The sequence below is a fragment of the Gluconacetobacter tumulisoli genome, from assembly GCF_014174155.1.
GTDB classification, from domain to species: Bacteria; Pseudomonadota; Alphaproteobacteria; order Acetobacterales; family Acetobacteraceae; genus Gluconacetobacter; species Gluconacetobacter tumulisoli.
This window is the reverse complement of sequence record NZ_JABEQM010000006.1, coordinates 92,461-106,330: the sequence shown is the minus strand read 5'-3', so window position 1 is coordinate 106,330 and position 13,870 is coordinate 92,461. Positions and strand designations below refer to the sequence as shown.

At 64.2% G+C, this 13,870-nt stretch carries 14 protein-coding genes and 1 tRNA gene; 9 read left to right on the top strand and 6 right to left on the bottom strand.

Annotated elements, in window-relative coordinates; genetic code table 11:
* Positions 1-798 (bottom strand): alpha/beta fold hydrolase, encoded by a 798-nt coding sequence (locus HLH28_RS09075; RefSeq protein WP_182957948.1) that lies wholly within the window; start codon positions 796-798, stop codon positions 1-3.
* Positions 799-918: 120 nt separating this feature from the next.
* Between HLH28_RS09075 and HLH28_RS09070 the strand changes: the two genes are divergently transcribed.
* Positions 919-2,352, top strand: a complete 1,434-nt coding sequence (locus tag HLH28_RS09070) for a pyridoxal phosphate-dependent decarboxylase family protein (RefSeq protein WP_182957946.1) — start codon at positions 919-921, stop codon at positions 2,350-2,352.
* 11 nt (positions 2,353-2,363) lie between these two features.
* Here HLH28_RS09070 and cobT read toward each other — a convergent pair whose 3' ends face one another.
* From cobT to HLH28_RS09055, 3 genes are all read right to left on the bottom strand, one after another.
* Positions 2,364-4,265: a cobaltochelatase subunit CobT gene (gene cobT, locus HLH28_RS09065; protein WP_182957943.1), complete on the bottom strand. Its 1,902-nt coding sequence runs from the start codon at positions 4,263-4,265 to the stop codon at positions 2,364-2,366.
* Positions 4,266-4,282: 17 nt separating this feature from the next.
* Positions 4,283-5,314, bottom strand: a complete 1,032-nt coding sequence (gene cobS / locus HLH28_RS09060; RefSeq protein ID WP_182957940.1) for a cobaltochelatase subunit CobS — start codon at positions 5,312-5,314, stop codon at positions 4,283-4,285.
* Between the two features lie 114 nt (positions 5,315-5,428).
* Positions 5,429-6,034, bottom strand: a complete 606-nt coding sequence (locus HLH28_RS09055) for a J domain-containing protein (protein WP_182957937.1) — start codon at positions 6,032-6,034, stop codon at positions 5,429-5,431.
* 70 nt (positions 6,035-6,104) lie between these two features.
* Here HLH28_RS09055 and HLH28_RS09050 point away from each other — a divergent pair, with 70 nt between their 5' ends.
* The gene (locus HLH28_RS09050) at positions 6,105-6,416 is read left to right on the top strand and encodes a BolA family protein (protein ID WP_338029693.1); all 312 of its coding nucleotides are present in this window, start codon (positions 6,105-6,107) and stop codon (positions 6,414-6,416) included.
* Positions 6,413-7,036, top strand: coding sequence for a LolA family protein (locus HLH28_RS09045; protein ID WP_182957933.1), 624 nt, complete (start codon positions 6,413-6,415; stop codon positions 7,034-7,036). The genes HLH28_RS09050 and HLH28_RS09045 overlap by 4 nt, the downstream gene beginning before the upstream one ends.
* Here the strand turns inward: HLH28_RS09045 and lipB are convergent.
* Positions 7,009-7,713 carry a lipoyl(octanoyl) transferase LipB gene (gene lipB / locus HLH28_RS09040; protein WP_182957930.1) on the bottom strand — a complete coding sequence of 235 codons (705 nt, stop codon included), beginning with the start codon at positions 7,711-7,713 and terminating at the stop codon, positions 7,009-7,011. The two genes, HLH28_RS09045 and lipB, sit on opposite strands and share 28 nt — an antisense overlap.
* A gap of 55 nt (positions 7,714-7,768) precedes the next feature.
* Between lipB and HLH28_RS09035 the strand changes: the two genes are divergently transcribed.
* Positions 7,769-7,854 (top strand) — tRNA-Leu (locus tag HLH28_RS09035).
* A 466-nt stretch (positions 7,855-8,320) separates the two neighbouring features.
* Complete coding sequence (locus tag HLH28_RS09030; protein WP_182957926.1) at positions 8,321-9,775, top strand: alpha/beta hydrolase family protein; 1,455 nt, start codon at positions 8,321-8,323, stop codon at positions 9,773-9,775.
* 315 nt (positions 9,776-10,090) lie between these two features.
* Here the strand turns inward: HLH28_RS09030 and HLH28_RS09025 are convergent, their stop codons facing one another.
* Positions 10,091-10,321 (bottom strand): hypothetical protein, encoded by a 231-nt coding sequence (locus tag HLH28_RS09025; RefSeq protein ID WP_182958267.1) that lies wholly within the window; start codon positions 10,319-10,321, stop codon positions 10,091-10,093.
* Here HLH28_RS09025 and galU point away from each other — a divergent pair.
* The 4 genes from galU to moaA all read left to right on the top strand — a co-directional run bounded on the left by galU (position 10,215) and on the right by moaA (position 13,856).
* Entirely contained in the window at positions 10,215-11,093 is an 879-nt protein-coding gene (gene galU, locus HLH28_RS09020; RefSeq protein WP_182958236.1) for a UTP--glucose-1-phosphate uridylyltransferase GalU, read from the top strand. The two genes, HLH28_RS09025 and galU, sit on opposite strands and share 107 nt — an antisense overlap.
* Entirely contained in the window at positions 11,093-12,502 is a 1,410-nt protein-coding gene (gene pgmG, locus HLH28_RS09015) for a phosphoglucomutase/phosphomannomutase PgmG (RefSeq protein WP_182957923.1), read from the top strand. Before galU ends, pgmG begins: the two co-directional genes overlap by 1 nt.
* A gap of 140 nt (positions 12,503-12,642) precedes the next feature.
* Entirely contained in the window at positions 12,643-12,828 is a 186-nt protein-coding gene (locus HLH28_RS09010; protein ID WP_182957920.1) for a DUF3553 domain-containing protein, read from the top strand.
* 11 nt (positions 12,829-12,839) lie between these two features.
* A complete protein-coding gene (gene moaA, locus HLH28_RS09005) occupies positions 12,840-13,856 on the top strand; it encodes a GTP 3',8-cyclase MoaA (protein WP_408869831.1) in 1,017 nt (338 codons plus the stop codon).
* The last annotated feature ends 14 nt before the right edge of the window (positions 13,857-13,870 follow it).

Sequence of the window (13,870 nt, the reverse complement as noted above, 5' to 3'; positions counted from 1 at the left end):
TCAGTTTGGGTCGAAAAAGCGCGTCAACGCGCCGGCAAGGGCTTCCGGCGCTTCCTCGGGAACATAATAGCCGCAATCCAGTTCCAGGCCCATAACACTGTCGCGCGCATAGGGGCGCCACAGGTCGCAGGGGTCATACCAGCCGCCGATCCGGCCGTGTCGCGACCAGACTACCAGGACCGGGCAACAAATCCGCATCGTGCCGGGATAGGGCGGAAAACGGGAATGGCCCGCGCTTCCTGGGGTCTGTCCGGGGGCGGCCTCCAGATAGTCGGCCACGGCCGATGGATTGAACGGACCCGACGACTCGCCGTCCGGCTGCGTCCACTCGTCGGGAATCGCGACCGTCGTGGATTCGGGCTTCGGATGAAGCTGCGCGAACCAGCAAGCCTGGTAGCGCGAGAGTTCAAATGCCAAATCGGCGCGACCGTGATGACCGGGCGAGGGGATGCACTCGACTTCCGCCAGGTGGCTGACCCGATCGGGCGCGGCGGCAGCAGCATAGGCACCCACATGCCCCCCGGTCCCGTGGCCTGCGATGGACAGCCTCTCGTGCCCCAGCGCCGTGGCCAGGTTCAGAAGATCGCGTCCCTGCGTCGCGAAGTCACTGTCCGGGGGAAGGTCGGGACAGACCACCGTGTGTGTAGCGGCCAGAATCGGGGCAACCTCATGCCATGCGACGTGGCTCTGCGCCCGTCCGTGCAGCAAGACCACCAGAGGGCCGCTGCCACCGATCCGCGCACGGCAGCGGGTTCCGCCCCACGCCAGTTCCGTCAGTTTGAGTTGGCCGAAAAACATGGAAGATCCACAAAAGACACGACCCGACTATAAGGGCATTATCCGAGGATGGACAGAACCGGGTGCATTGCCCGGATCGGGCACACGCCTATCACGCAGGTACAGGGACGACAGGACCGCATGACCGGACTGGACCCGGACAACTGGGACGAATTGCGGGGCCTGGGGCACCGGATGCTGGACGACATGATCGATCGGCTGATGACGCAACGGGACGGCCCGGTCTGGCGCCCGATGCCCGACGCCGCCCGTGCGGCGCTGAAAACCGGCCTGCCGGTCGAACCGACATCGCCCGAAATGCTGTACGATCGCTTCCGGGAGGTGATCGCGCCCTACGCCACCGGCAACACCCATCCCGGCTTCATGGGGTGGGTGCATGGGGGCGGCACGGCGGTCGGCATGCTGGCCGAATTGCTGGCCGGCGGCCTGAACGCGAATTGCGGCGGCCGCGACCATGCACCGATCGAAGTCGAGCGCGAGGTGATCCGCTGGGCCGCCGACATGCTGGGCTTCCCCCGGGAGTGTTCCGGTCTGCTGGTTACGGGATCGTCGATGGCGAACATGATCGCCGTCATCACCGCCAGCCGGTCTGTGCCCGAGGGAGAGGCCTTGCGCCGCACGGGGATCGGCGGACGTCGGTTGGTCGGATATGCCGCCGCCACGGCCCATGGCTGCATCGCCCGCGCGTTCGACCTTGCCGGACTGGGCACGGATGCCCTGCGGATCATTCCCGTGGACGACCGTCACCGCATGGACCTCTCCGCACTGCGCGCCGCGATTCGGACCGACCGTGACGACGGAGCGGAGCCGTTCATCGTGATCGGCACGGCGGGAACGGTCGATACCGGTGCGATCGACGATCTGGACGGGATCGCCGCGATCGCCCGGCAGGACGGAATGTGGTTCCACGTCGACGGCGCCTTCGGCGCGCTGGCCATGCTGTCGCCGGACATGCGCCCGGCCCTGCGCGGGCTGGAGCGTGCGGACAGCGTGGCGTTCGATTTCCATAAATGGGCGCAGGTTCCCTACGACGCCGGCTGCATCCTGGTGCGCGAACCGGGGCGGCAGGCGGCGGCCTTTGCGCAATCGCTGGCTTACCTGTCGCGCGAGGATCGTGGCCTCGCGGGAAACGCGCCGTGGTTCTGCGACCTGGGTCCCGACCTGTCGCGCGGCTTTCGCGCCTTGAAGGTCTGGATGACACTGGGCACCTACGGCACGGCCCGCATGGGGCGCATGGTCGAGGAATGCTGCGCCGTGGCGCGCCATCTTGCCGACCGGGTCGAACGCGAGCCGCTGCTGGAATTGCTGGCCCCGGTCACCCTGAACATCGTCTGCTTCCGGGTGCGGGTGGCGGGGATGGATCTGGACGCGCTGAACGGCGAACTGGTCAAGGATCTTCATGAATCGGGGGTCGCGGCGCCATCGACAACCCTCGTCGACGGGGTGAAGGCGATTCGGGCCGCGATCGTCAACCACAGGACCGTGGCGGGGGATGTCGACCGGATGGTGGACGAAGTGCTGCGTCTGACCCGGCTGCGGCATGGGGCCGCGTAGGGACGGCTGCGTCAGGCGACGCGCCGCCGTCCTGCCGCCGCCTTTTCATCGAACAGTTCGGAGAGTTTCTGCATCATCGTGCCGCCCAGTTCCTCGGCGTCGGTGATCGTCACCGCCCGCCGGTAATAGCGGGTCACGTCGTGGCCGATACCGATGGCCACCAGTTCGATGGCGCTGCGTCCCTCGATCTGCGCGATGACCTCGCGCAGGTGGGTTTCGAGATACGACCCCGGATTGACCGACAGCGTACTGTCATCCACCGGCGCGCCGTCGGAAATGACCATCAGGATCTTTCGGCTTTCCGGCCGTCCCTGAAGCCGCCGCCATGCCCATAGCAGGGCCTCGCCGTCGATATTTTCCTTCAGCAGCCCTTCGCGCAGCATCAGGCCCAGATTCTTCCGGGCCCGCCGCCAGGGCATGTCGGCCCCCTTGTAGACGATGTGCCGCAGATCGTTCAGCCGGCCCGGATTGCGGGGTTTGCCGTTCGCAACCCAGCGTTCGCGGCTCTGGCCACCTTTCCAGGCGCGGGTCGTGAAGCCCAGGACTTCGACCTTCACGGCGCAGCGTTCCAGTGTCCGGGCCATGATATCGCCGCACATCGCAGCGACCGAAATCGGGCGTCCGCGCATCGAACCCGAATTGTCGATCAGCAGCGTAACGACAGTGTCCCGGAAATCGGTGTCCCGTTCATGCTTGTAGGACAGCGACAGGGTCGGGTTGACCACAACCCGCGACAGCCGGCCGGCGTCAAGAATGCCTTCCTCCAGGTCGAATTCCCATGCCCGCGTCTGCTGGGCCAGCAGGCGCCGCTGCAACCGGTTGGCCAGCCGCGCCACCACCCCCTGCAGGCTGACCAGTTGCTGGTCCAGCTGCTGGCGCAGGCGCGATAGCTCGTCGGCGTCGCACAGATCCTCGGCCCCGACCTCTTCATCGAAGGCAGTCGTGTAGGCGTGATAGGTCAGCGCCGGATCAGGGGTATCCTGGTCGTCACCCGAGCGTGGACCACCGGCCTGGTCCGACCCCGACGCCGTACCGGTTTCAGATTCGTCCGAATCCTCCTCGCCTGTCCCGGCGCCCTGCGCCATCTGGGGCTGCAGGCCGGTTTCATCCTCCTCCTGTCCGGTACCGTCCTCGTCCTGCTGTTGCGGCTTCTCGGGGGCCTCGCCCGGTTCCTCGTCGGCTTCATCGGACGGGGCTGTGTCGTCGCCTTCCGGGCTGTCTTCGATTTCGGCCTCGCCCTCGATCAGGTCGCAGGCCACCAGAAGACGTCGCGCGGCGCGGGCGAACGCGGTCTGGTCGTCCTGGGTCGCAGCCATGTCGTCCAGGGCGCGTCGCGCCGCCGGCCCCAGATGGTCCCGCCACTTGTCGGCGATGCCCCGCATGGAGGCGGGCACCGGTTCGCCCGACAGGCGTTCCCGGGCCAGGAGACCCAGCGCCACCTGGACCGGCAGCTGGTCGACCGTCTCCGCCCGGTCATGGCCGCTGTCGCGATAATCCTGTTCCAGCCGGTCGCGCAGATTGGCGGCGACACCGGCCATGTAGCGCGCGCCGACGCTTTCCACCCGCGCCTGTTCCAGCACGTCATACGCGACACGGGCCTCGCCCGGGTCGGGGCGGGCGGAATCGTGGATCGCCTGGCTATGGTGGCGCAATTGCAACGCCGCGGCATCGGCCGCGCCCCGCAGCCTGCGGATATCGGCCTCAGGCAGTTGCAAGGCCGGCTGGGGCAGGCGGACGTGCTCGCCTGTCAGCGCCCCCGCGGGCGGGATCGGCCCGCTCTGGAACGTGACTTCGGCCGTCGCTCGACCGCCCAGCGCCCGAACCGCGCCAACCGTCGCGCGCTTGAACGCATCGGCCCGCTCCGCCGTCGCATTCGACCGCCCGGAACGGCTGTTGTCTTTCCTGTCCGCCATGCGCGTACCCCGCCCGGTCAGCGCGCCCGCAACGCCGTGCCGACCGGATCGACGTTGAAGCAGCGCTGGTAATATTCCGCCACGGTCGGACGTTCCGCCTCGTCGCACTTGTTCAGGAACGACACCCGGAAGGCGAATTCCAGATCGTGGAAGATCCGATAATTTTCCGCCCAGCTGATGACGGTACGGGGGGACATGACCGTGGAAATATCCCCGGCGATGAAGCCCGACCGCGTCAGATCGGCCAATGCGACCATGCTTTCGATCCGCTTGCGGCCCGGGACGTCGCTGGTATCGACGCCCATCTTGGCCATTATGATCGCGGTTTCCTCGGCATGGGGCAGGTAATTCAGGGTGGTGACGATGTTCCAGCGGTCCATCTGGCCCTGATTGATCTGCTGGGTGCCGTGATACAGGCCCGTCGTATCCCCCAGGCCCACCGTGTTCGCCGTGGCGAACAGCCGAAAGAAGGGGTGGGGCCGAATGACGCGGTTCTGGTCCAGAAGGGTCAGGTGGCCTTCGATTTCCAGCACGCGCTGGATGACGAACATGACGTCGGGCCGGCCGGCATCGTATTCGTCGAAGACCAGCGCACAGGGATGCTGCAGGCCCCAGGGCAGCAGGCCCTCTCGGAATTCCGTTACCTGCATGCCGTCGCGCAGGACGATGGCGTCTTTCCCGATCAGGTCGATGCGCGAGATATGGCTGTCGAGGTTGATGCGCACGCACGGCCAGTTGAGGCGCGATGCCACCTGTTCGACATGTGACGACTTGCCCGTACCGTGATACCCCTGGATCATCACCCGACGGTTGAAGGCGAACCCGGCAAGGATGGCCAGGGTCGTGTCGTGGTCGAACCGGTAGGTCGGATCGGCATCGGGCACATGGTCGGTCCGCACCGAAAACGCGGGCACCTGCAGATCACTGTCGATACCGAAGACATCGCGCGCCGAAACCATGCGGTCAGGTGCGGTCAGGGCCGAGATCGGCGGAAGGGCATCGCCGTTTTCGGCTAGGGATCCGGCGGTCAGGGTGGCTAAATCATTCATCAGGATGGCATCCGTCACGGCTGGTTCGTCCCGGCGGCGCCGCAATGCGAGCAATGCGACGGGACGCATCGTCTTCTTGAAGGAGTATAGACCGGATCGGCCGCGTGACCATGCCTATGCGGTCTTTTCCAGATCAGCCTGCCGCGAGGACGCAAGATGGGTCCGTACTGCGGTATAGGCCACGTTGATGATTTTCAGCCGTTCCTCGGCATGCCGGTCACCGCCGTTGGCGTCGGGATGATGGCGGCGCGCCAAATCCTTGTACCGGACCTTGAGCTCGTCCATCGACAATGGCCATTCCAGGCCCAGCGCGCTCAATGGCTGCCGCAGGGCCTCGGGCACCTCCGGTCGGGGCGGAGTCGTGCCGCGCGCGCCCGGACGGCGCGCACCGTTCAGCAGGTCCAGCGGATCCAGCACGTCCTCTTCCGAGAAATGCGGGCCTCCGCGTTGGCCCAGCCGCCAGGATGGCCGGTTCCAGGACACGTCGTCGCGGATGTGGGCCTCGATCTGGCCGGGGGACATGCCCTTATAATAATCCCACCGGGCATTATATTCGCGCACGTGCGGCAGGCAGAACCAGAAATATTCATTCAGCGTCTCACGCGACCGGGGCGCACGGTATCCGGCGGCCTCCTCGCAGCCGGCCATGTCGCAACACCGGCTCGGTGCGTCCGGATCGGGATCGAAAGCCCTGTGTCGTGTGTTCCTTCGGTTCATCATCTGGCGTTATGTGCGTCCGGACCGTATTCGTGCAAGAGCGAAGCGCGCTTGCAAACAGGAGGGCAGACCAGTGACCCAGACAGGACCGGACCGCGCGGCCCGGATCGGACGCCTCATCCGCGACCGCCTTGCCCCGGCCACGCTGGATATCGTGGACGACAGCGCCCGTCACGCCCACCATGCGGGCATGCGCGGAGCGGGTCCGGGAGGCGAGACGCATTACAATGTCCTGGTCGTCAGCACGGCGTTCGAGGGCATGGGCCGGGTCCAGCGGTCGCGGCTGGTGCATGACCTGCTGGGCGGGGAATTCACATCGGGCCTGCATGCCTTGTCGCTGACCCTGCGCACCCCCGAGGAACATGGCCGGATACCCCGCGGATGAGTGCGCCCCCTCCGATCCGTCGTCCCCTGACCCGCCGTCGCCTGGTCCTGGGCGCCCCGCTGGCGCTTGCGGCCTGCCAGGCCATGCCCGGATCGCCGGGGGGACATGACGTCACACGGATTGCGCACTATCTGAACACCACCCGAGGCCTAACGGCGCACGTGGTACAGACCTGGCCGGACGGCAGCATCGGTGAGGGACGATTGTCCTACGATCCCGGATATCTGCGCCTGGATTACGACACGCCCCACCGCATGGAGCTGGTGGCGGCGGACGGCCATCTGGTCTTTCGCGATTCAGTGCGCCAGTCGGTGACGCGCATGAACCTGTCCCGCCAGCCGCTGGGCCTGTTGCTGGCCACCCCGGTACATCTCGGGGGGGCGATTGCAGTGACATCGGTGCAGCACGGCAGCAATGTCGTGCAGATCTCGCTGGCCCGGACCTCCAATCCCTCGCAAGGCCTGCTGACGCTGGGCTTTTCCGACTTCGCGGGCCAGCTCTCGCTGGTCGCCATCGAAATCCTGGACGAGCGGCGGAACCGCACGCGCCTGCACCTGACGGACGTGCGGACGGGAACCGTGTTCCCCGACGGCTATTTCTCGTTGTCCGCAGGGGAATAGGGGACACTGCCGAACAGTTCCTGCCAGCATGCGCGGAGCGCCGCGTCGGCCTCTGCCACCGTGACGGTCCGTCCCAGCGCATGCAGGCTGGTGACGCCGTGTTCGCGAATGCCGCAGGGCACGATCCCGCCGAAATCGTCCAGACGCGGCGCCACATTCAGCGCGACGCCATGCCAGCTCGTCCAGCGGGATACCCGGACCCCCAGGGCCGCGATCTTGTTTTCCGTCCCGGTACGGGGATCGGCGACCCATACGCCGATACGGCCGTCGCGCCGCTCCCCCGTGACGTCGAAGCGATGCAGGGTCCGAATCAGCCATTCTTCCAATGCATGGACATACTCGCGCAAATCACGCGCGGGCACGACGCCATGCGGCCGGGTCAGGTCCAGCATCACATAGGCGACACGCTGCCCCGGCCCGTGATAGGTCCACTGGCCACCACGCCCAGCGGCATAGGTCGGAAAGCCCTGGGGATTGAACAGATCCTCGTCCCGGGCCGAGGTTCCAGCAGTGAAGGTGGGCGGATGTTCCAGCAGCCAGACCCGTTCGGACGCGGTTCCGTCGCGGATTCCCGCCACCTGGCGCTCCATCTCCGCAATGGCGTCGGGGTAGGGCACAAGGCCACTGCTGGAATTCCAGAGAATCGTGTTTTCGGTCATTGCCCGTCGGTCATGCATCAGTTATACGGCCTCCGTCACACGGTATCGCTCAGGCGGTGGCCGTTGTCACGGTGCGGTCGTGGCGGAATGGTAGACGCGCAAGCTTGAGGTGCTTGTGGGGGAAACCCCGTGGAAGTTCGAGTCTTCTCGACCGCACCAAAAGACGTTTGACGGCTGGTTCGTCGACGCCTTATGACGTTTCAGGGCATCCTGTGTCTCTCATAAAAACAAAGCTGAATAACGCCCGTACCTTACGGCATTGTATCGCTGCGTCCCGACCAGAACCGGAACAGCCCGCAAACATACCGGTAAGACCCACAGCCTCGACCTCGAGCCGCAAGATCAATCCCGCCGCCCTCTGCCCCCATGAACGTGCTCTCGAGTCCAAGCGGTTCGGGGCATTCGGTCTCGCCGGTGAGCGGCTGTTCTGGAAGATCGGGTATTACGATCCTCGCTAAGTGTCGGCGGCCATGATTGCCCCCTTGGCCTAGCGTTTACAGCCGTCCGGCGGCGCAGCGCGCAGTTGCTGCGCGCGAATCAAAATGATGAATGTTTAACGGGACAGCCACACGCCGGGACGCGAGCATCCACCATCGTGCCTACGGCAAAAAAGTTGTTAGACCTAATGATTGAGTCGAACCTGAGCACCCTCGCCGAAAGTGTTGTGTTAACTTCATTCCTATCGACCAAACTGGCCAGTCGGCCACGGCGGGATTCGGCGAAGAGGCCTTGGAGACCTCTTGTCCAGGCAATCCTCAATGCCGCGATTTGTGGTTTCGGACTGCTGGCTTCTCACCCGGCGTTCGCGGATTCCGCGATCAATTGCCATATCGGCTCCTATCGGCTGGCGAGTGGCGCGGCGTTGGATATCGCGCCGTCGGAGGGAGACACGCTGCGCTGGCGACTGTTCAACGGCGAGACCGGACAACTGCTTCAGCAGGCCGACGGCACGTGGAAGAGCACTTCAGGCTGGACCGGTCGGCCGGACGAAAAGATCGTTTCCTTTTCCGATTGCGACAAGGGCGACGTCAGGTTCGATGCCGACGTTGGCCATCGCATCGCCTTCGACGTTACCGACACGAAATTCCTCAGCAACGGCGTTACACTAGTCGGCCGTCTGGTCATGCCCAAAAGTCGCGACAAGGTTCCCGTGGTGGTTCTGGTACATGGCTCGGAGCATACCTCTGCCCTGGATTTCTATTCCCTGCAGCGCATGTTCCCGGCACAAGGCATCGGTGCCTTCGTCTATGACAAGCGCGGCACCGGGGCGTCCGGCGGCGCCTATACCCAGAACTTCGAGACTCTCGCCGACGATGCGGTGCTGGCGATGCGCGAGGCGCGCAGGCTTGGCGGCGTCCGCGTGGGACGCATCGGTTATCAGGGCGGCAGCGAAGGCGGCTGGGTCGCGCCACTGGCGGCCGAGAAGGCGCCTGTCGATTTCACCATCGTCAGCTTCGGCCTTGCCGTCACCATCCTGCAGGAGGACCAGGAGAGCGTCGCGCTCGACATGCATTTCCACCATCACGAGGCCGACACGCCCAAGGCGCTTGAATTGGCCAGCGCGGGCGAACACGTCCTCGAGACCAATGGCAAGGAGGGCTACGAAGCGTTCGAGGCCCTGCGCCAGAAATACAAGACCGAGCCCTGGTACAAGGACGTCCACGGTGATTTCATCTTCTTCATCCTGCCCCTGGACAAGACCGAGATCGAACAGGCCGCCAAACAGTTCGGCGCTGAACCGCCGCCGTTCCGTTACGAGCCGATGCCGGTGCTCAGCCGCTCCACCACCCCGCAGCTCTGGGTCCTGGGCGGCGACGACCTCGACGCGCCCAGCGCCGAAACCGGCCGCCGTATCAAATCCCTGATTGCCGCAGGCAAACCCTACACCCTGGCCGTCTACCCCGGCGCCGAACACGGGATGACCGAGTACGAGCTGAACGCCAATGGCGAACGCGTCTCGACGCGCTATGCGCCGGGATATTTCCAGATGATGGCCGACTTTACCCGGAACGGCCGCATCGGCGCGCGCTACGGGGAGGCGGAAATCACACAGCCTTTGACGCGTTCTGGCACACATTGAGCCCCGGTCGGGATGCAAGAGTTTGGGCCGTCGCAGTCGTCGGCGGCGTCTTCGCTACTTAATCACGTCCCAAACCGGTCCCGCCGCCGGCCCGGTCATTCTCCCGGCAGAGCCTCGTCGGGAAACCGAATCGCCCCGATGGCAGGTGTATCCGGGGCCGACCGTCCTAGGGGGACTATTTTTTCACTTTCCCGCAACGTTCCAGGACGTGTTATCGTTCACTTCGCTGCCTGCAAGAAGGCAGACCGGATGCGCCTGAAATTGAAGATGAGGACCTGGAAACCAGGTCGATAGTTCGACGATGCCTCACATAAGTCATTTTTTTTTCGAATTTTGCGGATAGAAGAATTTCAGGAGCAACCGGTTAACGGCTGTTGTTTCCGCCAGGCGGAAGCGGTTGAATGTTCTGGATTCATAACGCGGATAGAAGGTGACGTTTGTGATAAAGCCCTTGCGAAAAGCCGTCCTTCCGGTGGCGGGCCTTGGCACGCGATTCCTCCCGGCAACCAAGGCGATGCCAAAGGAAATGCTGCCTGTCGTCGACAAGCCGCTGATTCAGTATGCGATCGACGAGGCGCGCGCCGCCGGGATCGATCAGTTCTGCCTGATCACGGGGCGGGGCAAGGATTCGCTGATCGATTATTTCGACGTCGCCTTCGAACTGGAAACGACGCTTCGAGAACGTAACAAGATCGAGGCGCTCGAGGCGCTTGCCCCCTCCAGCATCGAAGCCGGAGCGCTAAGCGCCGTTCGCCAGCAGGAGCCCCTGGGCCTGGGCCACGCCATCTGGTGCGCCCGCAGCTTCATCGGGGACGATCCGTTCGCGATCCTGCTGCCCGACGATATCGTCAAGAGCGATGTGCCCTGCCTGAAGCAACTGGTGGATGCCTACAACCAGACCGGCGGCAACGTGGTGGCAGTGAGCGAGGTTCCGCGCGAGCACACCAATCGCTACGGCATCCTCAAGACCGGTGCGGACGACGGCAAGCTGGTCGAGGTCGCGGGGCTGGTCGAGAAGCCGAAGCCGGAGGAGGCGCCGTCGAACCTGTCCATCATCGGACGCTATATCCTGACGGCTGACGTCATGCCCCACCTGGCGAAGCTGGAGCGCGGCGCGGGCGGCGAGGTCCAGCTGACCGATGCGATGGCCAAGGTCATCGGCCATGTGCCCTTCCACGGCCTGCGCTACGAAGGACGTCGCTTCGATTGCGGCAACAAGATCGGATTCCTGGAAGCCCAGATCGCGTTTTCGATCGACCGCCCGGACCTGGGCCAGGCGGTGCGCGAGTTCCTGAAAACCTATACCGGTGAACTTTAATGTCCTTCACGCATAGCTTCGATCCGACCAGCCTTCGCGAGTACGACATTCGCGGAATCGTGGGCAAGACCCTGCATCCCGAGGACGCCTTCGCGATCGGCCGCACGTTCGGCAGCATCGTTGCCCGCAAGGGTGGCCGGACGGTCGTGATCGGATATGACGGCCGCCTGTCGTCCCCCTCGCTGGAAGAGGCGCTGGTCAAGGGCGCCCTGGCCTCCGGTGTCGAGGTCGTACGCGTCGGGTGCGGTCCGACGCCGATGCTCTATTTCGCATCCGTAACCTTGAAGGCTGACGGCGCGATCATGGTGACCGGCAGCCACAATCCGCCGAATTACAACGGCTTCAAGATGATGCTGTCCGGCAAGCCGTTCTTCGGCGAGCAGATCAAGGAACTGGGCGCGCTCTCCGCCGCCGGCGACGTCGTGCCAGAAGCCGCGGGGACCGTTCGCAGCATCGACATCAAGGACGATTACGTTGCCCGCCTGGTCCAGGACTGGGACGGCGGCACGCGCAAGCTGAAGGTCGTCTGGGACAATGGCAATTCTGTCGCGGGCGAGGTCCTGGCCGAACTGGTCAAGAAGATCCCGGGCGAACATACCATCCTGAACGGGGAGATCGACGGAACCTTCCCGGCCCATCATCCCGATCCGACGGTGGCGAAGAACCTGGAACAGCTGATCGCCAAGGTGGGTGAGACGCATGCCGATATCGGCATCGCCTTCGACGGCGACGCCGATCGTATCGGCGTCGTCGATGACAAGGGACAGATCCTGTGGGGCGACCAGATCCTGGTTATCCTGGCACGTGACGTCCTGCGCGACCGGCCGGGCGCCACGATCATCGCCGACGTGAAGGCCAGCCAGGTCCTGTTCGACGAAATCGCCAAGGCCGGTGGCACGCCGCTGATGTGGCGTACCGGCCATTCGCTCATCAAGTCGAAGATGGCCGAAACTGCGTCGCCGCTGGCCGGTGAGATGTCGGGGCATATCTTCTTCGCCGACAAATGGTACGGATTCGACGATGCGCTGTACGCCGCAGTGCGGCTGCTGGGTATCGTTGCGCGCCTGGACGTGCCGCTTTCGACGGTGCGTGACGCGTTGCCGGAGACGATCTCCACCCCCGAATTGCGGTTCGATTGTGCCGACACCCGCAAGTTCGCGGTGATCGAGGAAGTCGCGGCCCGTCTGAAGGACAGCGGAGCCGACGTGTCCCTGATCGACGGGGTCCGGGTCAATACGAAGGATGGCTGGTGGCTGCTTCGAGCCTCCAACACCCAGGCCGTGCTTGTAGCGCGGGCGGAGGGTAACACCGAAGCCGGCCTGGAGCATTTGAAGACCGCATTGACGGAGCAACTGGAGAAATCGGGCCTCGCAGCCCCCGATTTCTCCGGAGAAAACGCCGGTCACTGACCGCCGGCTTTCATAGGCTTTGAATATTCGGAAACGGCTTGGTATCCTGCCAAGCCGTTTTTCGTTATGGCCGGTAGACGCGTACGGCCCATGGCGATTACCGTCAGGGCCGCACGATCGGTCCGGAGTTCCGTGATTTCATGCCCGCTCTCCCAACCTTCCGATCGTTTCTTGAACCCGGTCAGTCCGTCATCCATCCCGATCATCCCGAATGGGGGCGGGGACAGGTGCAATCGGCGGTTGCCCATCGCGTAACGGTCAATTTCGAGCACCAGGGAAAAGTGCTCATCGATGCTTCGGTGATCGTGCTGACGGTCCTGTCCTGAGGATCCATGCCGTGATGATGCCGTTCCAGGATTCCTTCGGTCGATCGGTGACATATCTGCGCGTGTCGGTTACCGACCGGTGCGACATGCGCTGTGTCTACTGCATGTCCGAAAATATGGTGTTCCTGCCGAAGGACGAAATTCTGTCTTTCGAGGAACTGGAGCGTATCTGCGCGGCGTTCATCCGCAATGGCGTGACACGGATCCGCATCACGGGGGGGGAACCTCTCGTTCGCCGTGACATAGATAGTTTTTTCAATGCATTAGGGAAATATATTCATAAATCGGGTGATGACGGCCATCTGGAAGAACTGACCCTTACGACCAATGGCTCTCGCCTGTCGGTTCATGCGGAAATGCTGCGCCGGGCCGGCGTACGGCGCGTGAATGTCAGTTTGGATTCTCTTGATTCCGAACGATTCAGCTGCATTACGCGCCGGGGCCGCCTGGACCAGACATTGGAAGGCGTCCGCGCTGCGCAAGAGGCCGGCCTGGCGGTGCGGATCAACACCGTCGCCATGGCTGGCGTAAACAACGACGAATTCGACAGCCTGCTGTCCTGGTGCGGCGAGATCGGCGCCGATCTGTGCCTGATCGAGACGATGCCGATGGGCGAGACCGGCGAGGACCGGACCGATCGTTATCTTCCGCTCTCGACGGTCCGCGCCGATCTCGAACGGCGCTGGACCCTCGAGCCCCTGTCCCTTCGAACGGGCGGCCCGGCCCGTTACCTGCGGGTTGCCGAAACCGGTCGATTGCTGGGCCTGATCACACCGATGACCCACAATTTCTGCGAAAGCTGCAATCGGGTTCGCCTGTCCTGCACCGGACAATTCTATACCTGCCTGGGACATGAAGGGGCGACCGACCTACGTCAGCCGGTGCGGGACGGAGCCAGCAATGCGGAGTTGCTGAACCTGGTCCGGGATGCCATCGGCCGCAAGCCGAAGGGCCATGATTTCGTGATCGGCCGTCGGCCCGACGACCCCGCCGCGATCAAGCGACACATGAGCGTCACAGGCGGATAGTTTTTATTTTATTA

Bases quoted from the DNA above. Each gene is read 5' to 3' on its own strand.
- HLH28_RS09075 (WP_182957948.1), bottom strand. From the start codon at position 798: ATGTTTTTCGGCCAACTCAAACTGACGGAACTGGCGTGGGGCGGAACC.
- HLH28_RS09070 (WP_182957946.1), top strand. From the start codon at position 919: ATGACCGGACTGGACCCGGACAACTGGGACGAATTGCGGGGCCTGGGG.
- cobT (WP_182957943.1), bottom strand. From the start codon at position 4,265: ATGGCGGACAGGAAAGACAACAGCCGTTCCGGGCGGTCGAATGCGACG.
- cobS (WP_182957940.1), bottom strand. From the start codon at position 5,314: ATGAATGATTTAGCCACCCTGACCGCCGGATCCCTAGCCGAAAACGGC.
- HLH28_RS09055 (WP_182957937.1), bottom strand. From the start codon at position 6,034: ATGATGAACCGAAGGAACACACGACACAGGGCTTTCGATCCCGATCCG.
- HLH28_RS09045 (WP_182957933.1), top strand. From the start codon at position 6,413: ATGAGTGCGCCCCCTCCGATCCGTCGTCCCCTGACCCGCCGTCGCCTG.
- lipB (WP_182957930.1), bottom strand. From the start codon at position 7,713: ATGCATGACCGACGGGCAATGACCGAAAACACGATTCTCTGGAATTCC.
- HLH28_RS09030 (WP_182957926.1), top strand. From the start codon at position 8,321: ATGATTGAGTCGAACCTGAGCACCCTCGCCGAAAGTGTTGTGTTAACT.
- pgmG (WP_182957923.1), top strand. From the start codon at position 11,093: ATGTCCTTCACGCATAGCTTCGATCCGACCAGCCTTCGCGAGTACGAC.
- HLH28_RS09010 (WP_182957920.1), top strand. From the start codon at position 12,643: ATGCCCGCTCTCCCAACCTTCCGATCGTTTCTTGAACCCGGTCAGTCC.